The organism is Pseudoalteromonas sp. A25 (genome assembly GCF_009176705.1).
GTDB lineage: Bacteria > Pseudomonadota > Gammaproteobacteria > Enterobacterales > Alteromonadaceae > Pseudoalteromonas.
The window spans coordinates 2548464-2570835 of record NZ_AP021846.1 but is presented as its reverse complement, the minus strand read 5'-3'; the positions used below and the strand labels follow the sequence as shown (position 1 = coordinate 2570835).

The window sequence follows — 22372 nt, the reverse complement described above, 5'->3', positions numbered from 1 at the left end:
TCATAGCAACGAATGCATTAATTATGAGAGCCGTACCTATGTCAGCCCGTCTTTGTAGCGTTGAGGAAATAACTCATCAAGCATATGAAATTTTTCAACAACTCGCACCTGAGAATTTATCAGAACAGGATATAGAGCAATTTAATCAGCATCATGAAGAGTTTGGATTTATTGAAGACAGTGAGCCTGATGACAGTTGGCAAAATTTTGTTGCTTTGGAAATTGAGCCTGAGCACTTTGTGCAAGTATTGGTTGGTATTGAATACGAAGATGGCGATGAGGTTTTTGCTAAAATTTTGATTAGCAGAGATATAGACGCACCGTTTTGTCATATTTTATGGAAACAAGACGGGGTTGAGTGACCTTAACTTAAAATAGTCGTTGTAATATTGTGCAGTATATAAAAAAAATAATATGTCTTTTTTGCTTAATATTGGCCGTAAAAGGCTACGCTTCGGATCCCTTAAAAGCGTTCTATAAGTATGGTGAGTTGTCAGATGACGAAATTCATAAATTACATGAAGGGGATATACTTTACGGTGATGTAGAGTTTGGTTTAATTGCAAATAATGGCAACAAGAAAAGCACCGCATTCAAACTTAAAAGTAATGTTTATCAGGATTTTACCCAATGGCGAAATCAGTTCAAACTAGATGCTTTATATCGTGAAGATGATGTCAATGATACCGGTCATAACGAGGTGTCTGCATCTCGATACTTTGTTTCATCTCAAGGGAACTATAAAGTCGGCCAAGACAATGAATCGTTTTTTCTATACGCAGATTATCTGAATGATAAATTCAGTGGTAAAGACTATACCGCAACAGTAGCACTGGGATACGGAAACCGGTTATTTGAGGGTCGAAAAGATACCATAGACTTTGATATTGGACCTGGCTTGTACTTATCCAAAACTGATAGCGATACTGAGTTAGCACAGGGAGAGGCTCGTTTAAAGCAGGGTCAACTGCTGCGTATTGCTTTACAATGGGAAAGAAATATTTCTAAGCGCACACGTTTCAATCATGATGTTAGCATGGAGGTGTCACTGTCAGGGTTGAACGATCGCTTAATCAGCGAAACCGCTATTGTAAGTCAGGTTTTAGGGGGTGTATCGTTGAAGATATCGTATACCTATCGTTATAATTCTCAACCAGAAACTGACAAGGTAAAAGCTGACACAGAACTTGGCGCAACTTTGGTTTATAGCTTTTAAAGAGGATATTTATGTACCGTCATACCCAATTTTCATGGGCAATAATGGCAATATTAGCTTGGATAGCAAGCTTTTTGATATTGGCAACGTGGTTGCTTGGTTACAATGTGATGGTACTTGTGTTCGCCATTATTGTTGCGGCTCTGGCATGTCTTTTTTATGGCCTAACGATAGAAGTGAACAAAGACGCGCGCACTTTAAGTTGGTGGTTTGGCCCAGGTGTCGCTAAAAAAGTATTGAGTTTTGACGATATAGAGCAAATTAAAGGTGTTACCAATTCATTCCGACATGGTGTTGGTATGCGTATCACCAACGATGGTTGGGTCTATTCTGCGTCAGGGTTTAGTGCGATTGAAATTTGCTTACCAGATGGTATGAAATACCGTTTGGGCACTAACGACCAAGCGAGCCTATTAGAGGCATTAAATGAGAAAGTAACAAGCGCCGAATAGGCGCTTGTTTATAAGCTTAGCTTAGTGGTCGTGGCCACAGCCACCTTCGCCATGTACATGGCCATGTGCAAGCTCTTCTTCGGTTGCATCGCGTACTTCTAAGATTTCGACATCAAAGTTAAGCGTGATACCTGATAGCGGATGGTTGCCATCGACAATCACTTCGTCATCTTGAATATCAATGATCATCACCATCTGGTCACCATCATCAGTCGTGGCTCTAAACTGCATGCCGACTTCGATTTCCATACCATCGAACATAGACTTAGGGACTGCTTGCATTAGGTTGTCATGGCGCTCACCATAGCCTTGCTCAGGCTCTACCGTTACACTTAATTTGTCACCAGCTTGTTTATCAATGAGCGCATCTTCAAGGCCTGGGATCAAATAGCCTGTGCCTATGATAAACACCAGTGGCTCACCATCAAAAGAATTGTCTATGGTGTTGTTGTCATTATCTAATACAGAGTAATGCATGCTTACCACTTTGTTTGGCGCGATTTTCATAATATATCCCGTTTTATTGGTCATCTAAAGAATAGGGAAGAGGTAATATATTGAGTGTTACCTCGGGTGAATTTTTTGCACGTAACTGTGCCGATTGTTCAGTGTCATTGGGTAGAACCGCCAAGGCACTGTAGGTATTTGTTGTTGAGTTAAAAACTTGATGAACTACCTTGCCCGCACGACGCCAATTATCACCAAGTTGTAGCTCTAAGTCGCTTTCTTCAACCGGGGTTGTCGACGCGCCTTGCACTATATACATTGCGCGTTTGTTTTTACCAAGATAGCGCATTCGAGCTACTGTTTCTTGGCCTGTGTAACAGCCTTTTTTAAAACTGATACCATTAAGTGCTTGTAGGTTGATCATTTGTGGTACGAATTCTTCAATATTTTGTTCATTGATTTGTGGCTCACCGGCTAAAATTCCAGCTTCAATAAATGTGTTTGGATCATCACTTAGCTCAATTTCAGCAGGAAAGTCGTAGCTATCACTAACAATTAAAATGAGCCTTTCGTCATCCAGTTTTAACGCCTTATTATCGCCAAAATCACATGCAGTTTGCTGTTCAGTAAAGGTTAAGCCTAGCAAATCACAGACATTGTTCAATTTGGGGCTATGAATGCCAACTACCTTAGCATTACTTAAAGGCTCAATATCTACTTTGGCAAATACACCATATTTTTTTAATTCTCGGGTTGAGGCGTCAATTTCAGCGTCAGAGCCTAGGAGCATGAAACACTGTTGATGTTTAAATATGCGAAATACGCCCCATAATTTTCCTTTGGGACTGCAATGCCCGCCCCATAAAAAGTTTTGCTCAGTAATAAGGTTCATATCTTGAGTTAGCTGGCCATGCAGATAACTCAGTTGCTCTGCTCCAGAAACAGTCGTTACTTTGTATGGAAGATTAACAGCACGTGCTAGTGACATAGAACTAATCCTTAAATAGAGAATGGCGTTAATGTTAACTCATATCAGCATGCGCATAAATGCTGACAATAAAAGAAATCTAATTAGATTACATGGCTGCGTATTTTTCAGGCAAAGGCGGGTGCCTGACAAGTTAAACTAAGGTATAATTTTGCACGTTAATAAATAAAACAATTTCGTATAAGGGTAGTGAAATGGCAGAGCTGTATTCAAAGTCTCGCACAAAGTGGGCATGTCGGCGCGGTATGTTAGAGCTCGACGTATTGTTGGGGCCCTTTGTTGATGAAGCTTATGATGCATTGAGTGAATCGGATAAACTTGTTTTCCAACGCTTGTTGGCTGTGGAAGACCCAGATCTGTTCGCTTGGTTTATGGGTCATGAGACTTGCCCTGATGCAGAGCTTAATGCAATGGTAAAGTTAATCCTTGATCGAGTCCGCGTATAAATTCACATTTAAAAACAATTTCTTAGGCCATAAACCTTTTGTGGCCTTATTTGCGAGCGTCACTTTTATTTGTGTGATGTTATTTCCCCAGTGGTATACAACGTTGCTGGCCTTTGTTTTGGGCTACGTGGGCTATCGAGTCTGCTTGGCGCAATGTCAAAAAGATACGCCATCTCATGGCACAATTTTAATCACCGAGTCAGATAATTATATTGAGTTTCATGGCGTGCGTACTTTGGTGGGAAAAGTACTCACCGCGCAGCTTTTTATGGAAATCTTGTGCTTACAGGTCAAAGATTACTCGGGTAATAATCATCGCGTGTTGCTCACCCCAGGGAGCCTTTCGGCGCAAGACTGGTCGCGCTTGTGCCGAGTTTGTTTTGCTCACCATACTAGGGAGTTAAAATCGTAGGTTTGGGTGATTCACTTTGCTCTGGGTAGTCAATGGTATAGTGCAAACCTCGGCTCTCTTTGCGCTCTAAGGCACTGCGAATAATAAGCTCCGCTACTTGAACTAAGTTTCTAAGCTCAAGTAGATTATTTGACACTCTGAAATGAGCATAATATTCGTGGATTTCTTGTTGTAAAAGCTCAACACGACGCAAGGCTCGTTCTAGGCGTTTTGTGGAGCGTACTATACCAACGTAATCCCACATAAATAGCCTCAGTTCATGCCAATTGTGGGTGATAACGACTTCTTCATCTGAATCACTAACACGGCTTTCGTCCCATTCAGGGAGCTGTGGTGGCTCAGAGCTCGTTTTTATCTTGGCCAAAATATCTTTGGCCGCAGCGTGGGCAAAAACGATACACTCTAGTAGTGAATTGCTGGCCATGCGGTTTGCGCCATGCAGTCCTGTGTACGCGACTTCCCCTACAGCATATAGGTTATCAATGTCTGTTTTCCCATTAAAGTCAGTGATGACGCCACCGCAAGTATAGTGCGCCGCCGGAACTACAGGAATGGCTTCTTTAGTAATATCGAGTCCAACACTCAAACACTTAGCATAAATAGTCGGAAAGTGTTCAATAATAAAATCTTTGTCTTTGTGCGAGATATCAAGGTAAACACAATTTGCACCTAAGCGTTTCATCTCGTAGTCAATCGCTCTGGCAACAATATCACGAGGCGCTAACTCTTCTCGCTTGTCAAAATCTGGCATAAAACGAGTGCCATCAGGGCGTTTTAGCAGAGCGCCTTCTCCTCGCATTGCTTCTGTGATCAAGAAATTTTGTAGCTCAGGATGATACAGGCTGGTCGGGTGGAACTGATTAAACTCCATGTTGGCAACTTTACAGCCTGCACGCCATGCCATTGCGATACCATCGCCACTTGATACGTCTGGGTTTGAGGTGTACAAGTAGACTTTACTGGCTCCTCCTGTAGCTAAAGCGACAAACTTTGCAGAAATGGTCTCAACACAATCTTCTTGGCGATTAAAAACATACACGCCATTGACGCGTGATTGCTCGTTATTTTTATCACAAATTAAATCAATGGCATTATGCTGCTCTAGCACCTTAATTTGACTGTGTGCTTGTACTTGGCTCACGAGTGTTGTTTGCACTGCTTTGCCTGTCGCATCAGCCGCATGCAAGATGCGTCTATGACTGTGACCACCTTCACGCGTAAGGTGAAATCTTTCTTTACCTTTGCTGTCAAATTCAACATCAAATGGTACACCTTGTTCAATCAGCCATTTTAAACAGTTTTTTGCATTACTGGCGGTATAATGAACGGCTTCACGGTCGCAAAGCCCTGCGCCTGCGGCTAATGTATCTTCAACATGAGACTCAATACTGTCATTTTTTTTATCAAATACGGCTGCAATGCCGCCTTGTGCATACAAGGTAGAGCCTTCTTTTAAGTCGCCTTTGCTTATCACCGTAACATGGCAATGATTTGCTAAAGATAGCGCTAAGCTTAAACCGGCGGCGCCACTTCCGATAACGACAACATCGGTGTGATGGTTTTTATTTGAGTTCATGTATTTAGATCTTCATTTTTCTATGCGCTACATACAGCTAGTTGCAGCATTTTTTGCTATTATACACCTAATTAAGGTAAACCATATGTGCTTTGTGCGAGCTATGTCTGTGCAGTTATGTACGTTCAAAACGTGCTTTTGGTCATTATTTTAAAAAAAATATCAAAAAAACAGAACTTTTTATTTATTGCTCAGTCTGAGTAGCTGTAAATAATGGCAACGAAACATTGAGTTATAACTATAACAAAGAGGAGTACCGGCTCGAATGAGCGAGCAGGATTTGGATTTAGAACTGGTTAAGCGGGTACAGCAAGGAGATAAAAACGCCTTCAACCTTTTAGTTGCCAAGTATCAAAATAAGGTTGCCGCATTGATTTCACGTTATGTGTCAAATCACGGCGATGTAGCAGATGTAGCCCAAGAGGCATTCATCAAGGCGTATCGCGCTCTTCCAAATTTTAGGGGAGAAAGTGCGTTTTACACTTGGTTGTATCGTATTGCGGTTAACTGCTCAAAGAATTATTTGGTGGCTCAAGGGAGAAAACCCCCAGCCAACGATGTGGATGCAGAAGAAGCCGAGTTTTATGACGGCGCTGAGCAATTACGCTCAAATGCATCTCCGGAGAATTTATTGCTAAGTGATGAGGTTAGGGCTGTTATATTTTCAACAATTGATAGCTTACCTGATGACTTGAAAACAGCGATTACCTTACGAGAAATCGAAGGTATGAGCTATGACGAAATAGCGGTAGTAATGGATTGCCCAGTTGGTACCGTTCGTTCTCGTATCTTTCGAGCGCGAGAGGCAATAGATAATAATTTAAACCCACTAATAGGTGAGTCATAAAATGACAAAACAGAACCTTACTACATCACCGCAAGAAGCTGCATCGCGTTTACTTGATGGCGATTTGCAACTAGAACAAACCTCTTTGAGTCAATTAGATCAAGATAAGTTTGCTCGCTATGCGCAAATTGGTGATGTGATGCGTCAAACGCAAACAGGTGGTATTAATATTGATATCACGGCAAGCGTGGCGAGTGCTTTGGAAAATGAGCCATGTCACAACCTGTCTGATGATGGCAATAGCTTAGATGAAGAGCATGTAAATGATACAAAGGTAGTTAAATTAAGTGCTTGGCGCAGACCTCTATCACAGATTGCCATAGCTGCTAGTGTAGCACTTGTAGCGGTGGTTGGGGTGAACACGATGCCACAGCAAACGAGTCCTGCCATTGATGAAATGCCAGTGTTACAATCTCGTCCATTAGCTGGTGGTGTTGCGCCAGTGAGTTTTTCATCAGAGCAGCCAGCTTTGCAACAAGCAGAGCAGGGGATCCGTGATTTACAGCAGCAACGTATAGGTGCCTTGGTGTTAGAGCATCAACGCCAATCTCGCGTGGCCTACGCATTACAGCAAAAAAGCAAAGCTGAACGTGAACAATTAGAGGAAAAGAAGTAGTTAAATGAGATTACTTGCCTGCATTTTAGGTTTATTTTTGGCAACCTTGGCGCATGCCAACGAGGTTGTTTCCGCAAAACAGCTATTGAATAATATGGCAACGGCGGTTCACAACAGAAATTTTGACGCTTCGTTTGTTGTTCTCAAGGGTAAAGGCATGGAGCCTTACCGATGGGTTCATGCAAAACACAATGAAAAAGAACTAGAACTATTGAGCTTACTAAACGGCGCGGGCCTTGAAATAGTGCGGGTCGATGATTTAGTCACTTATTATGAACCGCAATCTGCACCTTATTCAGTTAGAACCGATTCAATAGCAGGGCCGATTCCGGAGATACTATTTAAAGATGCAGAGGCTTTGTTAGAGCACTACGACTTTGTCTTAGGGGGTAAAGGTCGCATCGCAGGACGTCCAGCTCAATTAGTGCGAGTTGAAGCTAAAGACGACTCAAAGTATAACTACTGGCTTTGGATTGATACGCAGTCGTCGTTGTTACTCAAGGCTGCTTACGTTACGCAACAAGGTGAATTGCTTGAACAACTGCAATTAACACATATAAGCGTAACCCCTGAGCCCGCTGAGCAGTTGCTTGAGCTCACACAGCGCGAGTTTCCTACCCCTTTACCTGCACTTGAGCTGAATAAAAACGAAACAACGCAAAGCAATTGGCAAATTGGCTGGTTGCCTGAAGGTTTCAAACTGCTAAAATCAGACCGTCACAAATTAGATTTAAATAATGAATTAGCGGATTACTATTTGTTTTCTGATGGCCTAGTAGACGTGTCGGTGTTTGTGCAACGCCCGCTTCCAGGTCAGCGTCCAAGTGGTGCGCTTTCTTCGGGAGCAACCACGGTATATGTTCATAATTCTGGTGCGTTTGATGTATCAGTTGTAGGCAATATACCCGCTGTCACAGCAAAGAGTATCGCTGAATCAGTTAAGCGACCACTATGATTGAACAAACGCTTACCGTAGTGTCAGTTTCTGGCACTACTGCGCATTTACGAGCTGAGCAAAAAGCAGCGTGTGAGGGCTGTAATGGAAAATGTGGCTCTCAAATATTTTCTAAGTTATTCGCAACGCAGAAAAAAACTTTTTCTATCAAGTTGACTGAGCCAGTCGAAGTTGGGCAAAAAATTAAGTTAAGTCTTGATGATTCAAAAGTTGTGAGTAATTCCTTTTATGTCTATATGCTCCCCATATTTGGTGCGTTTTTGCTTTGTTTTATTAGTGCGCTAGCTCTGCAATGGAATGAACCAAAACAAATATTATCTGCTGCAATCGGCGGTTTTTTAGGCTTTTTACTAGCCAAATGGCGCGTACAAGGCCTGCAGCATGAGGTAAAAGTGGTAAAAATTTATCCAATTAGCATGAGCGTGACGCAAATAGATGGTGATTGCGCTAAATAACAGGTAAAATCGCCACTTTAATCCATTTAGTGACTTATAGAAGTTTAGAATCCAGTATATGAAGCATATCCGTAACTTTTCTATCATCGCCCACATTGACCATGGCAAATCAACACTTTCTGACCGCCTAATTCAAGTATGCGGTGGCCTTACAGACCGAGAAATGCAGCAGCAGGTTCTGGATTCGATGGATATCGAGCGTGAGCGCGGTATTACCATCAAAGCACAAAGTGTAACGTTGAATTACACTGCTAAAGATGGTGAAACATACATGTTGAACTTTATCGACACGCCGGGACATGTGGATTTCACATATGAGGTTTCTCGTTCATTGGCGGCTTGTGAGGGCGCGTTACTTGTTGTTGATGCAGGTCAAGGTGTAGAAGCACAAACGCTTGCCAACTGTTACACCGCAATTGAAATGGACTTGGAAGTTATTCCAATTTTGAACAAAATCGACCTACCTCAGGCTGATCCACTGCGCGTTGCTGAAGAAATTGAAGACATTGTTGGTATCGATGCCCTTGATGCTGTGCAATGTAGTGCAAAAACGGGCATTGGTATTGAAGACGTACTTGAGAATATCGTGCGTGATGTTCCCCCACCAGTGGGTAACCCTGAAGCGCCATTACAAGCATTGATTATCGACTCTTGGTTTGACTCGTACCAAGGTGTTGTATCTTTGGTTCGCATCAAACATGGTGAGCTGCGCCAAGGCGATAAAATTAAGATCATGTCAACAGATCAGACACATATCGCTGACAAAGTTGGTATTTTCACTCCTAAGCAAACCAACACCGGTGTTTTAAAAACGGGTGAGGTAGGCTATGTGATCGCGGGTATTAAAGACATTCATGGTGCGCCAGTCGGCGATACGATCACTCAGACAAAAAATGCAGCACCTGAGCGCTTGCCTGGTTTCCAAAAAATAAAGCCTCAAGTATATGCGGGTATGTTCCCAATTTCGTCAGACGACTATGAGTCATTCCGTGATGCGCTGAATAAGCTTAGTCTAAATGATGCATCGTTATTCTTTGAACCTGAGAACTCAACTGCCTTAGGCTTTGGTTTCCGTGTTGGTTTCTTAGGCATGCTGCACATGGAAATCATTCAAGAGCGATTAGAGCGTGAATATGACATGGATCTTATCACGACTGCGCCAACGGTTATTTATGAGATTGAAACCAAGCATGGAACAATCCAAATTGATAACCCATCAGACTTACCGCCGGTAAACGATATTCTTGAGATCCGCGAGCCTATCGTAGAAGCTAATATTCTTGTGCCACAAGAATATCTTGGAAACGTTATAACACTGTGCGTTGAAAAGCGTGGTATGCAGACTAAAATGGCCTATCACGGCAAGCAAGTTGCTGTCACTTACGAACTGCCTATGGCGGAAGTGGTAATGGACTTCTTTGACAAACTAAAGTCAACGAGTCGTGGTTTTGCGTCACTTGACTATAACTTTAAGCACTTCCAGACATCGGATATGGTGCGTGTAGATATTCTTATCAATGGTGATAGAGTTGATGCGCTTGCGATTATTGCGCACAGAGACGGAGCACAAAGCCGTGGTCGTCAATTGGCTGATGCATTGAAAGAGCTTATTCCGCGTCAAATGTTTGATATTGCAATTCAAGCTGCGATTGGTGGTCATGTTATTGCACGTACAACCGTAAAACAGTTACGTAAAAACGTAATTGCGAAATGTTATGGTGGTGACGTAAGCCGTAAGAAGAAACTACTACAAAAACAAAAAGAAGGTAAAAAACGCATGAAGCAGTTAGGCAACGTTGAAGTGCCTCAAGATGCGTTTCTAGCCATTCTAAAAGTGGGTAAATAACAGGAATTAATTAATGGCAGGCTATTTTTCTATATTTTTGGTGGTATTAACCATTGGCTCAGGCTTAATTTGGCTACTAGACCATTTGGTTTATGCTCCTAAGCGAAAAGAGCGCATCGCCTTGGCTCAAGGCGCTTCAGAGCAGTCACTTGATGAAGAGGTCATTGCGCAAATAGCCCCCGAGCCTGCCATAATTGAAGGTGCTAAATCTATTTTTCCGATGATTGCGGCGATCACTATTTTTCGCTCGTTCATCTTTGAACCATTTCAAATACCATCGGGCTCAATGATGCCAACTTTGTTAGATGGTGATTTTATTTTGGTTCAAAAATATGCGTACGGCATCAAGGACCCCGTTTGGCGTTCTCAGTTAGTGGAAGTTGGTCAACCGCAGCGCGGAGATGTCGCGGTGTTTAAATTTCCACTTGATGAACGTATCGACTTTATCAAGCGTGTGATTGGCTTACCTGGCGATCGTATCGTTTATCGCAATCGCCAGTTATACATTAAGCCTAACTGTGCTGAAGGTGAGCAACAGCAAGGCAATTTGGTGTGTGGTGAGTATAATAAGATAAAGCTTGATATTGTTAACAACGATGAATACAAACAAGGTTCTATGCCCTTGGTTCGATTAACAGAAAGCTTGCCCAATGTGCAACATGATATTTTGATTAACCCACAAGCTATCGAACCAGTAGAGCGCTACCGTCCGCAACAGCCTGGCACGAGAAAAGACGAGTGGGTTGTACCTGAAGATAGTTATTTTGCAATGGGTGATAATCGTAATAACAGCCAAGATAGTCGTATGTGGGGCTTTGTTCCTAAGGAAAACTTGGTTGGTAAAGCGGTATTTATTTGGATGAGCTTTGATTTTGAAAATGGCCCAGATAGCCTACTTCCAGGTTGGGTTCCAACTGGTGTTCGATTTGGACGCCTAGGTAATATTCAGTAACAATGAAAAAAAACGTAGCAGAATTATATAGTAAGATAGGATATCACTTTAGCAACGAGGCATTGCTCGAGCAGGCCATGACACATCGTAGTCATAAAGGTCAGCACAACGAGCGATTAGAGTTTCTCGGCGACTCGATTTTGAGTTTTGTTATTGCCAATGCCTTATATCATAAATTTCCCAAAGCACGCGAAGGCGACTTGAGCCGGATGCGTTCAACCTTAGTTAGAGGGCAAACTTTAGCTGAATTTGGCGTAGAGTTTAACTTAGGTGATTATTTAAGACTTGGCCCTGGTGAGCTGAAAAGCGGTGGTTTTCGACGCGAATCTACATTAGCAGATGCGGTAGAGGCTATTATTGGCGCAGTATTTTTAGACTCAAATATTGATACTTGTAGTGAGTTGATTTTAACTTGGTATGCTTCTCGTTTAGACGCGATTTCTCCGGGGCATAATCAAAAAGACCCAAAAACATTGCTACAAGAGTATTTGCAGGCTAGAAAGCTACCATTACCTGGCTATACGGTGATTGATACCAAAGGTCAGGCACACAACCAAACGTTCACGGTCGAATGTATTGTGGAAGGGATGGAGAGCATAATTTCAGTAGGTAGCTCTCGTCGCAAAGCCGAGCAAAAAGCTGCCGAAAAAGCATTGAAGATTTTAAAAAATGACGCCTAACACACACTGTGGCATGGTTGCCATCGTTGGTCGCCCAAATGTGGGTAAATCAACGTTATTAAATAAAATTGTGGAGCAAAAGGTGAGTATCACCTCGCGTAAGCCACAAACTACTCGTCATCGCATCATGGGTATTCACACAGAAGACAACTATCAAGCTGTTTATGTAGATACACCTGGACTTCACATAGAAGAGAAGCGTGCCATCAACCGTTTAATGAATCGTGCAGCGTCTAGTTCAATTGGTGACGTTGAGCTGATCATTTTTGTGCTAGAGGGCACGCTTTGGAACAGTGATGACGAAATGGTGCTTAACAAGGTGATGCAAAGTGGTCGCCCTGTACTTGTTGTGATGAATAAAGTAGACCAAGTGAAAGTGCAAGAAGATGTGCTCAAGCATATGCAATGGCTTTCTGAACAAGGTGACTTTGTAGGCATTATTCCCGTCTCTGCGAAGCAAAATAAAAACATAGAGCTTGTAAAAAAAGAGGTTCGTGCGCGTTTGCCTGAGTGCGAATTTTACTTTCCTGAGGATTATGTAACAGACCGTTCAATGCGTTTTTTATCAGCCGAGATTGTTCGTGAAAAGCTGATGCGTTTTATGGGTGACGAGCTGCCTTATTCTGTGACAGTAGAGATCGAGCAGTTTAAATGGCAAGACAATGGGGTTTGGCAAATTAATGCGCTGATCCTAGTGGAACGTGAATCGCAAAAGCGCATGGTTATCGGTAACAGAGGCGAAAAACTTAAAGTGATTGGTCGTGAAGCACGCAAAGACCTAGAAGATATGCTTGATAACAAGGTGTTTTTAGAACTTTGGGTGAAAGTTAAATCTGGTTGGGCTGATGATGAACGTGCATTACGCAGTTTAGGCTACGGAGAAGACTAATTGCAAAGTGACTTTCGGCAAGTATATTTGCTGCATCGCAGGGCGCACAGCGACTCTCAATTGATGCTTAATATGCTTGTCGAGGGTGTTGGCCATGTAACAATGATAGCGCGCATTAAAGGTAAGCAAGCGCTAAAACACAATGCTCACCTCAGACCTTTCGCTCCAATTTTGGCCCATTATGCTGGCCGTTACGACCTAAAATATTTAAACTCCTTTGAGCTGGCTCAGAATCCATTAGAATTACACGGTAAGCAGTTGTATTGTGGTTTTTATTTGAATGAGCTGACCTATCGTATTGTGCCTCGTAATGAGCCTTTAGAGCAAATCTTCGAGTTATATCAAACTCATTTACGCTCGTTAGCGCAAAATAATGATGTAGAACCTATTTTGCGTAGTTATGAGTTTCAGTTGCTAAGTGCGTTAGGTTTTGGCATTGAGTTTGATATTGATGCCAATGGTGAGCCAATAACGGCAAATTTGCATTATCAGTATATACCCGAACTAGGATTTGAACCGACAGACACACCACAATACGGTTTTTCGGGCGCAGTTTTATTAGCAATGGCAGAGCATGATTTTGCCAAAACAACTGTTCGTACTCCAGCGAAACACTTGAGTCGATATTTATTGAAACCCCTTTTAGGAAACAAGGCGTTAAAAAGCCGCGAATTATTTATATCAAGGTAGGGCTATGAAAGAGATTTTATTGGGCGTTAACGTAGATCACATTGCAACACTCAGACAGGCACGCGGTACCACATACCCGGATCCTGCGCATGCAGCAAGTGTTGCGGAGCATGCTGGTGCAGATGGGATCACCATTCACCTGCGCGAAGACCGTCGTCATATTCAAGACGCAGATGTGTATGTAATGGCTAAAACCATTCAAACACGTATGAATCTAGAGATCGCTGTAACAGATGAAATGCTAGCCATTGCTCAAGAAGTAAAGCCAGAATATGTGTGTTTAGTGCCTGAAAAGCGTGAAGAACTCACTACTGAAGGTGGTCTAGACGTAATCGCTAATCAAGCCAAAATCACCGAAGCGGTTAAGCAACTTGAAGCGGCTGGTATTAAGGTAAGCTTATTTATTGACGCGGATAAGGCGCAAATAGATGCCGCAAAAGCGACAGGCGCGCCATATATTGAGATCCATACTGGTGCATACGCTGATGCGCAAAACGATAAAGCACAAACGCAAGAGCTAGAGCGTATTCGCGAAGGCGTTCAATACGCGCATGGTCTAGGTATTATCGTCAATGCAGGCCATGGTTTACACTATCACAACGTTAAACCGATAGCTCAAATGCCTGAGATATATGAATTGAACATAGGCCACGCAATTATAGCTCGCGCAGCAATAGATGGCTTAGAAAAAGCAGTGCGTGACATGAAACGTTTGATGTTAGAAGCCAGACAGGCATAGCCATATATTTAAAGTTGAATAAAGGTCACGTAAGTGACCTTTTTATGTTTAGAGCAGGTCATATATGCAACAATGGCAACGTCACTTTTTAGATAAGCATCAACTATTTGATACGTATTTGAGCGATGCTGAAGCTATTTTATATTGGCTACGTAAGCAGCTGGCCAATAGAAATACACCTTACTGCTTTGCTATCAATGGCGCACAAGGCTCAGGCAAATCCACCTTAGCAAGGTACATTACACGCTTTTTATGTCATGAGGGCTATAAAGCTGACCATGTTTCTTTGGATGATTTTTATTTAAGTCAAAAAGAACGTCGCTTACTGGCTGAGCAATATCATGCTTTGTTTGTCACGCGAGGCGTGCCCGGCACGCATAATGTCGCTCATGCAAAACAAGTGATTGAGCACTTTAAAAAGCAATTACCAATCACACTCCCTAGGTTTGACAAAGGATTGGATGAGCCAAGTGCTAAGCATAATTGGCATCAACACAGTCAGCCTCTTAATGTGCTGATATTTGAAGGGTGGTGTGTTGGCTTGGCTCCTCAGCTATCCGATCAATTAATTACTCCCATTAACGAATTTGAGCAGCTGCAAGATAAAGATGGTCAATTTAGAGGGCTTGTTAATCAATTTTTGAAAGACCAATATCAAACACTATTCGCTCAACTGGATGGCCTTATCTATTTGGATATTGGCAGTTTTGAGCGCGTGTATCGTTGGCGATTGCAGCAAGAACAGCAACTAAAAGCACGTACCGGACAAGGGATGAGTGGCCAGCAAGTGAAAACATTCATACAGTTTTTTCAACGCCTAACCATGCATGGGTTAGCGTCTTTGCCAAATCGTGCTGATTTACATGTCAAAGTGGCTTCCGATCATCGATTTATATTAGAAAAATAGTCACGCTCGTACACTTTAACTGATTTATCTGTTCAGCATGAGATAAAGTAGGGCGACGCAAATGACTCTAAAGGAATTAATGAGATCATGCGCCACCCCAGGGAACTTCTGGGCTTTGTTAAGAAGGTGTTTGGATTAGCTTTTAAACAACTTGGGCATCGCAGAAAAGTTAGCCAAGTTAGGAAAAATGGTATTGAGCGCGCTTTGTTCAACACCCAGCCAAGCGCCTAGCGCAGCAGCGTATTGATCGACAGATAGAGTAGGAATAAGGCGACCCTGTCCTGCATCTAAACGATGGCCAAATGTTGGCTCTGGTAAATCGCCAAAAATGGTGCCGCCATTGACCGCGCCGCCCATCACAAAGTGATGGCTACCCCAGCCGTGATCTGTCCCATCGCCATTCACCGTTAACGTACGGCCAAAGTCAGATGCGGTAAATAAGGTGACATTATTTGATAATCCTAAGCTCTGCATTGCGCTGTCAAAGTGACCCAATGCCTCATCCAATGAAGATTGTAATTTGGGAAGCAGTTTTGCTTGCGCAGAATGCGTATCGAATCCACCCAATGCAACCATGAATACTTGTCGTTTCTCACCCAGTTGACTGCGAACTGCAATGCTTTTGCTGATAGTTTGTAGTTGTTGCGCAATGCCACTTGCAGGAAATGGTGCAAAGTTCCATGAGCCATTCTCAATGGCGTCACTGTACTTTTGATTTGCGTTAAATGAATTCGACATAGACTTAGCGATATCTTGGCTCAGCAAGTTATCGCTTTTGTGCCCTAAAGCGCTAAAATGCTGCTTTAATAGATCGGGTTGATCTAAATCGTCATAAATATCTATCTTTGCACCTTGACCATCGCTGACATGAAATGGAGTAGTTTCGTTTCCTGTTAGCATCAGCTCAGAGCCAGTCGTCGTGATAGCTGAAAAAGTAGAAGGTACTTTTACCCCTTGTGCGATAAGTGCATCGTTAAGTCGCCCAGCCCAACCAAGCTGAGCACCTTCGACTTTTCCTGACCCCCAAGTTGATTGTTGGTCGTTGTGTGAAAATAAGCGTTTGGGTAATTTTGCTGTTTCTGCTTCGATTGCTAATGCGCTGGTAGGCTCTATCAGTGGGCCTACATTACCAACAATGGCCAATTTACCTTGTTGATATAAACGGGCTGTGTTGGTTAGCTCAGGCGGTAAGGCAAATTTTCTAAAACCAAAGCGAGCTGGCGTATTTAAGGCTATTAGGTTGTTACGCGTACGTTTATTGCTATAACCTGCGAGCATTGAGCTGCGAATACGTGCCCATTGTTCATAGCTTTTGTCATCAAAAGGGATCACCGTATCATGGTTGTCCATACCTCCATAGAGAAACACACAAACCAATGCTTTGTAGTCTTCATTTGATGCAACCGAGGTATTGGCAATCGCATCACTTAGTTTCAAAAAAGAAGATGCTGCAATTGACGCGCCACTGGCTTTTAGAAAAGTTCGTCTGTTCATATTATTCTCCTACCTTTGCACCAAGTAATCTGGGCTCGTCATCACTAGTAATATTGCCATTTTCACTTTAGCTGAATCTGCTTGCTCTTCATCGAAGTCCATTGTGTCGATGATCTGTTTAATCGACTTTACAGATGATTCAGAAAGCTGGTTGGCCGTGAGTAATAAATTAAGCCACTGTATGAGTCGCTCACTGTCATTTGCGACTGCCAGTTCACGACGGTAATCAACAGCAAAACTGCGCCAAAAATCCTCATCACTTACGCTAATATGTGTCTGTTTGAGCATGTCTTTGATATCTAATAATGTTTCTTCTTCACGCTCGCCAGAGATAAATTGAGTCATAAAATTGATGTAGCCGGGTACTGAACTTGCGTTAGTGATAGCAAGTTCTGGCGCAACTAAGTTAGCAGCACCAGAAATCGAGCCAGGCGCTTTGTAACCCGGACGGTAAAAGTTGAATACACTGGGTGAGCGATAAGGATGTTGTGCAAGGTGCGTAACTCGACTGGTATCCCACAATTCAAGTTGATACATAGGAGTAATATTTTTGGCTTCAAATGCTCTCGCCCAGTGGGTAAACCTGAGTATTGGCTCTCGCACTTTACCTATGTGTTTGCCCTTAGGGTTGCGTGCTTCTTTGTCAAATAATATCGCGGCCATTGTTGCGCTGAGACAACCTCGTTGGTTGCTGCCGACAGTAGAGTTATCGGGCAGTGTATATGTACCAAGGCTGAAGGCATCGGCAACACGTTTCACATAGTCACTACTGGGGTTTGATGTAACAAAGCGTTGGATCAGTTGCTTGGTTATGAAAGGTGCTAAATTAGGGTGTTCAAAAATGTGTGTTAGCGCCATATCAATAGACGTTTTTGCATCGGTATTGGCGGGTATAGTTAGGCCTAGAAATGACTTAGGCTTTGTTGAGTGATCTTCTTCAAAAATTACCATAGGAACTGAAAATTCAATCATCTGCAAGCGCTCGGCTGTTTCTTCATCATTGTTAAGCCCAGTAAATACGCGTGCTAAGCCAGTAATATCTTGATTGCTATACAGCTCTATAATATTGCCTTGTTGATCTACTTTTTCCGTTCCATCTTGGTTAAGTGCAACCACGCCCAGTGTAAATAGTTGCAAGAGCTCTCTTGCGTAGTTTTCATCTGGCGCAGTACCTTTGACTTCATCGCCTTTTTTATTACCTACATAGGTTAGGTAGTGCCCCATTGCAGATGAGTAGGTGACGTGAGTCAAAATATCGCGGTAGTTGCCAAAGGCATTACGGATCAAAAGGTCTTGAAAGCTTGCAATGGCTTCTGGATGTTCTGCTAGCTCTTCACCACCTTCACTAGATACAACGAGTATCTGTGATAAAGCAAAGGCCATTCTCTGCCTGAGTTGATCCGGACCTGCAATTGCATTTTGCCAAAACGCGAGACTATTGGATTCTAAATAAACGGGATTGAAAACTTCTTCTTCTGTGTCTTTGGGAGTGTTTTTCAGTACCGTTGGCATTATTAAACTAGGTTCTTTAGCCAACTGTGCCTTGAACCAATCAGAAGCACTGGTGTTAGCAAGCTCTGTGATTTCACTGGCTTTAGCACCGAACGTGGCTTGTTGCAAAAAACGTACAACTTGCTGATGCGTTGCGAAAGTTTGGTCTTGCTGAGCATTTTCACTAACTATTGGGGCGACAATAGTCACTCCATCAGACTCGCTACTGGGCAGTGTGGGTGGCATTTGCTCAGAACTTGCAGAGCCCCCACAACCTATACCTGTCATCAATAGAGTACAGGCGAGTACCTTGGCAAGCTTTATTTTTATCGTCATACGGCAACCTACATTGAGTTAAACAGATCTCTAGTATAGAGTGCAAGCTTCGCGCCATGGTTTACGATTTGCTATCGCAAATGATACAAATTTGTATGATTGAATCGCTAGATATGCGGGATCTCAACATTGAATACCGCACCATTTTGGTCTTTAAGCAAATACACTTTAGCCTGATGAATAGTACAGATAGCTTTTACAATACTTAGGCCAAGGCCATTTCCTGGTTTAGTGCGGCTTTTATCGGCACGGAAAAATTTGTCGAATATTCGTGCTTGATCATCTGGTGCGATACCTGGCCCATTGTCGCCAATTTGTAATAGCGCACCAGTGGTATGGCTTTGCAGCCTAAGCCACACCTTCGCATTTGCATTACTATATTCCAGAGCATTCTCTAATAAGTTGCATATTAACTGACTAATTAGGTCTGCGTTGCCAAGGCATTGCACGCCTTCAATAACTGAAACCTCTAAGGTTCTACCTGAGTCACTAAATACTGGTTCAAAACTCTGTGCTAGGTCTAGCGTCAATGATGATAAATCAAGTGTAATAAAGTCTTTTTTATGCTGGCCAGATTCAATGGCGCTTAGTCGAACTAGGTTATTGAATGTAGTAATAGTTGAGTTAAGGTCGGTGCTTGCATGGTCTAAATGAGTGCGTAACAGCTCGGGTGAGTCGATTGAGTGGCGCATCGTCTGTAGGCGATTAGCAACACGCGTAAGTGGTGTTTTTAAGTCATGGGCTATCCCCTCTGACATGGTTTTTATGGTGGTGTGCACCGTGGTCACGTCATCTAGCATTTGATTTATTGAGCTGATCAGCGGCACAAACTCGGCTGCTGGTTTGTCTAGCTTGACGCGTGTTGAGTCAGGCTTTTTGGCAATCGACGTAAGTAGCTTCTGGATGGATTTAACAGAATGGTCGCGACGGCACTGAATAATGGCAAACAGTACTAGCAAAACCATAAAACTGATAGCACCAAACCAACCAAACGCACGATTTAGCCAACTAATAGCGAATTGGTATTCATGAAGCAAGGGTTGTAAGAGCGTGACATGGTATCTATTATCTAGCGCAAAGCTTGTGTGTAATACTCGTACTTTAGATTGGTCCTCTAAGATGTAATACTGCCAATTTGGTAAAGAATCACTGATGGTAAGTATTTGGCTGCCGTGAATTAATGTGTTGTCCAAAAAGAGTGACACCAATATACTTTCTTCTTCTAGGTGCAGGTCGCTCAGCGATTTGCTCCAAACACGGCCTTGCTGCACATCAAACTCTGCCATCAGGCCATCAATGTGTTCTTCTGCATAGATTTCAATTAGTTCTTCTTTAAACTCCTTCAAGGCAATCACTTGAGCTGCCATGAGTTGTTGTTTAGTTATGCTGATAATAGCAAAAGCCAACAAGCACAGTGTCAGCCAAAAGGTCACAGTTTGGCTAAGTACCAAACGTGTATTTATAAGTGAGAGTTTGCAATGCATAACTTTATTCACTGATGATGTAGCCGCAGCCGCGAATTGTTTGGATAAGCTCTTGCTCAAATGGTTTATCTATTTTATTTCTAAGTCGACTAACATGAGTTTGCACTAAGCTTGTTTTGGGATCAAAGCTAAAGCCCCATACTTTTTCTAGAAGCATTGTTTTTGTTATCAGTTGTGATGCATTGAGCATCAGGTATTCAAGTATTTGATATTCTTTTGGCATTAACTCAATTTTTTGGCCTGCGCGGGTAACTTCTCGAGTTGTGCGACATACAACAAGATCTGCAACTTTTAATTGCAGTTTGGTGTGTAAAAGTGGTTGGCGACGTGTCAAAGCGTGCAGGCGGGCCTCTAATTCGGCAAATGAGAATGGTTTTACTAAATAGTCATCAGCACCGGCGTTTAATCCAGATACCCTATCGGCGGTTTCTCCTAATGCAGTGAGCATGATAATAGGGGTTTGCACATTGCTTTGCCTTAGAATGCGCACAGCATCAACACCGTTCATTTTGGGTAATAAGCAATCAAACACAATCACATCAAACGGGCATGTCGCGGCCTTTAGCATACCTTGCTCTGCATCGCTGCAGTGCGTGACACAGTTCCCCTGTTGTTCCAAACCTTGGCTAATGAATTGTGCTGTATCAAAGTCATCCTCTACGAGTAGTACATTCACCGAAAAACCTCATTTTTAGAGAGTTTGAGAGCGTTCATGTTATCGTAAAAACGTGTGGTATTTTATATAAATTTTTGTATGGATCTTTGCAGCGCAGATTAGCAACTAGTATAGGTTTAAAGTAGAGCAAGCTACTTGACTTGAACGCCCAAACAACCCCATTTTACGATAAACTCATTGGCGTTGTACTTATTACAACGATTTTTCGGGGCTGATAAGCAGCGATTAGCCATTGCAGATATACTTATTTATATCGATTTGCCTTACTAGTTATTGAATAGTAACAATACGTTTGATTAAAGGACTTTTTTGTAAAGCCTGATGGCGTCATTAAAGATACAGTTCAGAGTTATAAAAAAACTTAGGCTCTTTCCAAAGCTTTGGAATGAAATTTTTTAGCCCAATCAAAAGAAAATTATGCAAGCAATTAGTTATTTGTCGTACGATTAATAGCTCCGTCAAAAAGCGTTAGTTAATACACTGATTAAAGCTAAGAATTAGCTTTAATCAGTTAGGATATCTAAGACGGCTCAATTTAGTTTTTTACAAGACTTTATTAGTGAATATTGATTTATCTAAAAGGTTTTTTTGTGCAAAGATCCGGTTAGTTAGCAACTCTTTTGTCAATAATATCCTCACTTGCCAACAAAATATCCTCCCAACATTGCCAAAGCTTAAAGATATAGGGACATTCTAGTACCTTGGTGTTATTGGCATTACTGAGCGTTTTCACTTCCAACAATCCTGTCTGCAGCATAACGGTGGCAGCTTCGACGTAATGATGTGCTGTTTGCATATTTATAATGGGGGTATCGTACAGTTGCTGGACTAGTTCCTCCCACCCTTTTGGTTTCATGCAGCATGCGAGTGCAAGCCTAAATTGTTGTTCACACTCGCTCAAAGCTTGTGCTATTTGTCTTTGTTTTTGTTCGAGCCACCTAAATGCGGTTTCCCAATAGTTGAGCCATGAAACTATGTTGTCTCTTTGGTAAGCATTGTGTTTGTTCTTGTATTGCACTGAGCTGTTGGCTAATCTAAAAAAAAGTGGGTGTAGCCAATAGTTGTTTCGAACATGGGATAGTGCCCCATCTAGAAATGCTCTAGCTACTCTACCATTGCCATCGTTAAAAGGGTGGACAACTAAAAACTGATCATAAAGACTTAGTGCGTGCTCTAAAGAGGTGGATGGTTGTTGGTCCAATGCGTTATACCAATCTTGCATCAGGCTGTGAATTCGATTGGCATCTGCAGCTACAAAACGCGCTGTATCAGGGCTCTTACCTCCAATCCAGCATGGAGAGGTTCGATATTCACCATGATTATCTACTTCGGGGGCCAATATCTGATGTACCTTCTGTAAGAGTACATTTCTTGAAGGGCTTTTAATAGCTAGTTGCTCTTTAGCAAACAAGCATCCTCGCTGAAAATTGTAAATTTGACTCCACAGCTGCTGAGTCACTGGATTTGTGGTTTGAACGCCAAGAGAGCAAACGGATAGTTGTTTATGGCTAACTTGCTTTCCTTCACGCAAACTCACGCTCCCAGCTAAATAACGGCTAAAAAACTTAGCGTGAACTGGCGCAATTGAGTAGACATTTAGTCGTTTCTGTATCGATTGTAGGGTTGGTGATACAGGTGTGACTTTGTGTTTAAGAAAATCGGGCACATAGCATTGATAGGGTTGATTGTTTTTTTGCCAAATGCAGTTTTCATAAGAAGGCATAATATTACTCTCTGAAAAAAGGGCAAATATTTATGATTTGCCCCATGTATTTAGG

At 42.3% G+C, this 22372-nt stretch carries 24 protein-coding genes; 16 read left to right on the top strand and 8 right to left on the bottom strand.

What is annotated here, in order from left to right; genetic code table 11:
• The first annotated feature begins 38 nt into the window (after positions 1 to 38).
• The 3 genes from GDK41_RS10975 to GDK41_RS10965 are packed head-to-tail and all read left to right on the top strand — an operon-like array spanning position 39 to position 1668.
• The gene (locus GDK41_RS10975) at positions 39 to 362 is read left to right on the top strand and encodes a DUF440 family protein (RefSeq protein ID WP_152086451.1); all 324 of its coding nucleotides are present in this window, start codon (positions 39 to 41) and stop codon (positions 360 to 362) included.
• A gap of 38 nt (positions 363 to 400) precedes the next feature.
• Complete coding sequence (locus GDK41_RS10970; protein WP_152087571.1) at positions 401 to 1216, top strand: DUF481 domain-containing protein; 816 nt, start codon at positions 401 to 403, stop codon at positions 1214 to 1216.
• 11 nt (positions 1217 to 1227) lie between these two features.
• Positions 1228 to 1668: a hypothetical protein gene (locus tag GDK41_RS10965; protein ID WP_152086450.1), complete on the top strand. Its 441-nt coding sequence runs from the start codon at positions 1228 to 1230 to the stop codon at positions 1666 to 1668.
• Positions 1669 to 1689: 21 nt separating this feature from the next.
• On the opposite strand, the gene GDK41_RS10960 is transcribed toward GDK41_RS10965, so the two are convergent.
• Positions 1690 to 2175, bottom strand: coding sequence for an FKBP-type peptidyl-prolyl cis-trans isomerase (locus GDK41_RS10960; protein WP_152086449.1), 486 nt, complete (start codon positions 2173 to 2175; stop codon positions 1690 to 1692).
• A 13-nt stretch (positions 2176 to 2188) separates the two neighbouring features.
• A complete protein-coding gene (gene ygfZ / locus GDK41_RS10955) occupies positions 2189 to 3103 on the bottom strand; it encodes a CAF17-like 4Fe-4S cluster assembly/insertion protein YgfZ (protein ID WP_152086448.1) in 915 nt (304 codons plus the stop codon).
• 194 nt (positions 3104 to 3297) lie between these two features.
• On the opposite strand from ygfZ, the gene GDK41_RS10950 reads away from it, so the two are divergent.
• Positions 3298 to 3549: an FAD assembly factor SdhE gene (locus GDK41_RS10950; RefSeq protein ID WP_152086447.1), complete on the top strand. Its 252-nt coding sequence runs from the start codon at positions 3298 to 3300 to the stop codon at positions 3547 to 3549.
• A 40-nt stretch (positions 3550 to 3589) separates the two neighbouring features.
• Positions 3590 to 3961: a hypothetical protein gene (locus tag GDK41_RS10945; RefSeq protein ID WP_152086446.1), complete on the top strand. Its 372-nt coding sequence runs from the start codon at positions 3590 to 3592 to the stop codon at positions 3959 to 3961.
• Here GDK41_RS10945 and nadB read toward each other — a convergent pair.
• Positions 3942 to 5537, bottom strand: coding sequence for an L-aspartate oxidase (nadB, locus tag GDK41_RS10940; protein WP_152086445.1), 1596 nt, complete (start codon positions 5535 to 5537; stop codon positions 3942 to 3944). The two genes, GDK41_RS10945 and nadB, sit on opposite strands and share 20 nt — an antisense overlap.
• 265 nt (positions 5538 to 5802) lie before the next feature.
• Between nadB and rpoE the strand changes: the two genes are divergently transcribed.
• The 11 genes from rpoE to GDK41_RS10885 all read left to right on the top strand — a co-directional run bounded on the left by rpoE (position 5803) and on the right by GDK41_RS10885 (position 15113).
• Positions 5803 to 6384 carry an RNA polymerase sigma factor RpoE gene (gene rpoE / locus GDK41_RS10935; RefSeq protein WP_152086444.1) on the top strand — a complete coding sequence of 194 codons (582 nt, stop codon included), beginning with the start codon at positions 5803 to 5805 and terminating at the stop codon, positions 6382 to 6384.
• 1 nt (position 6385) lies between these two features.
• Entirely contained in the window at positions 6386 to 7000 is a 615-nt protein-coding gene (locus GDK41_RS10930) for a sigma-E factor negative regulatory protein (RefSeq protein ID WP_152086443.1), read from the top strand.
• Positions 7001 to 7004: 4 nt separating this feature from the next.
• Positions 7005 to 7955, top strand: a complete 951-nt coding sequence (locus tag GDK41_RS10925) for a MucB/RseB C-terminal domain-containing protein (RefSeq protein ID WP_152086442.1) — start codon at positions 7005 to 7007, stop codon at positions 7953 to 7955.
• Entirely contained in the window at positions 7952 to 8410 is a 459-nt protein-coding gene (locus GDK41_RS10920; protein ID WP_152086441.1) for a SoxR reducing system RseC family protein, read from the top strand. The genes GDK41_RS10925 and GDK41_RS10920 overlap by 4 nt, the downstream gene beginning before the upstream one ends.
• A gap of 58 nt (positions 8411 to 8468) precedes the next feature.
• Positions 8469 to 10256, top strand: a complete 1788-nt coding sequence (gene lepA, locus GDK41_RS10915; protein ID WP_152086440.1) for a translation elongation factor 4 — start codon at positions 8469 to 8471, stop codon at positions 10254 to 10256.
• 13 nt (positions 10257 to 10269) lie between these two features.
• Positions 10270 to 11208 carry a signal peptidase I gene (gene lepB / locus GDK41_RS10910; protein ID WP_152086439.1) on the top strand — a complete coding sequence of 313 codons (939 nt, stop codon included), beginning with the start codon at positions 10270 to 10272 and terminating at the stop codon, positions 11206 to 11208.
• A 2-nt stretch (positions 11209 to 11210) separates the two neighbouring features.
• Entirely contained in the window at positions 11211 to 11888 is a 678-nt protein-coding gene (gene rnc, locus GDK41_RS10905) for a ribonuclease III (protein ID WP_152086438.1), read from the top strand.
• A complete protein-coding gene (gene era, locus GDK41_RS10900) occupies positions 11878 to 12777 on the top strand; it encodes a GTPase Era (RefSeq protein WP_152086437.1) in 900 nt (299 codons plus the stop codon). Before rnc ends, era begins: the two co-directional genes overlap by 11 nt.
• Entirely contained in the window at positions 12778 to 13467 is a 690-nt protein-coding gene (recO, locus tag GDK41_RS10895; protein WP_152086436.1) for a DNA repair protein RecO, read from the top strand.
• Positions 13468 to 13471: 4 nt separating this feature from the next.
• Positions 13472 to 14206 carry a pyridoxine 5'-phosphate synthase gene (gene pdxJ / locus GDK41_RS10890; RefSeq protein WP_152086435.1) on the top strand — a complete coding sequence of 245 codons (735 nt, stop codon included), beginning with the start codon at positions 13472 to 13474 and terminating at the stop codon, positions 14204 to 14206.
• 64 nt (positions 14207 to 14270) lie between these two features.
• The gene (locus tag GDK41_RS10885; RefSeq protein WP_232056449.1) at positions 14271 to 15113 is read left to right on the top strand and encodes a kinase; all 843 of its coding nucleotides are present in this window, start codon (positions 14271 to 14273) and stop codon (positions 15111 to 15113) included.
• A 135-nt stretch (positions 15114 to 15248) separates the two neighbouring features.
• Here the strand turns inward: GDK41_RS10885 and GDK41_RS10880 are convergent, their stop codons facing one another.
• From GDK41_RS10880 to GDK41_RS10860, 5 genes are all read right to left on the bottom strand, one after another.
• A complete protein-coding gene (locus tag GDK41_RS10880; protein WP_152086434.1) occupies positions 15249 to 16607 on the bottom strand; it encodes a DUF1501 domain-containing protein in 1359 nt (452 codons plus the stop codon).
• Positions 16608 to 16616: 9 nt separating this feature from the next.
• Positions 16617 to 18434: a DUF1800 domain-containing protein gene (locus GDK41_RS10875; RefSeq protein ID WP_152086433.1), complete on the bottom strand. Its 1818-nt coding sequence runs from the start codon at positions 18432 to 18434 to the stop codon at positions 16617 to 16619.
• A 107-nt stretch (positions 18435 to 18541) separates the two neighbouring features.
• Positions 18542 to 19918: a sensor histidine kinase gene (locus tag GDK41_RS10870; protein WP_152086432.1), complete on the bottom strand. Its 1377-nt coding sequence runs from the start codon at positions 19916 to 19918 to the stop codon at positions 18542 to 18544.
• Positions 19919 to 19922: 4 nt separating this feature from the next.
• Positions 19923 to 20594 (bottom strand): response regulator transcription factor, encoded by a 672-nt coding sequence (locus GDK41_RS10865; protein ID WP_152086431.1) that lies wholly within the window; start codon positions 20592 to 20594, stop codon positions 19923 to 19925.
• 604 nt (positions 20595 to 21198) lie between these two features.
• Complete coding sequence (locus GDK41_RS10860; protein WP_152086430.1) at positions 21199 to 22317, bottom strand: Fic family protein; 1119 nt, start codon at positions 22315 to 22317, stop codon at positions 21199 to 21201.
• Positions 22318 to 22372 lie beyond the last annotated feature (55 nt).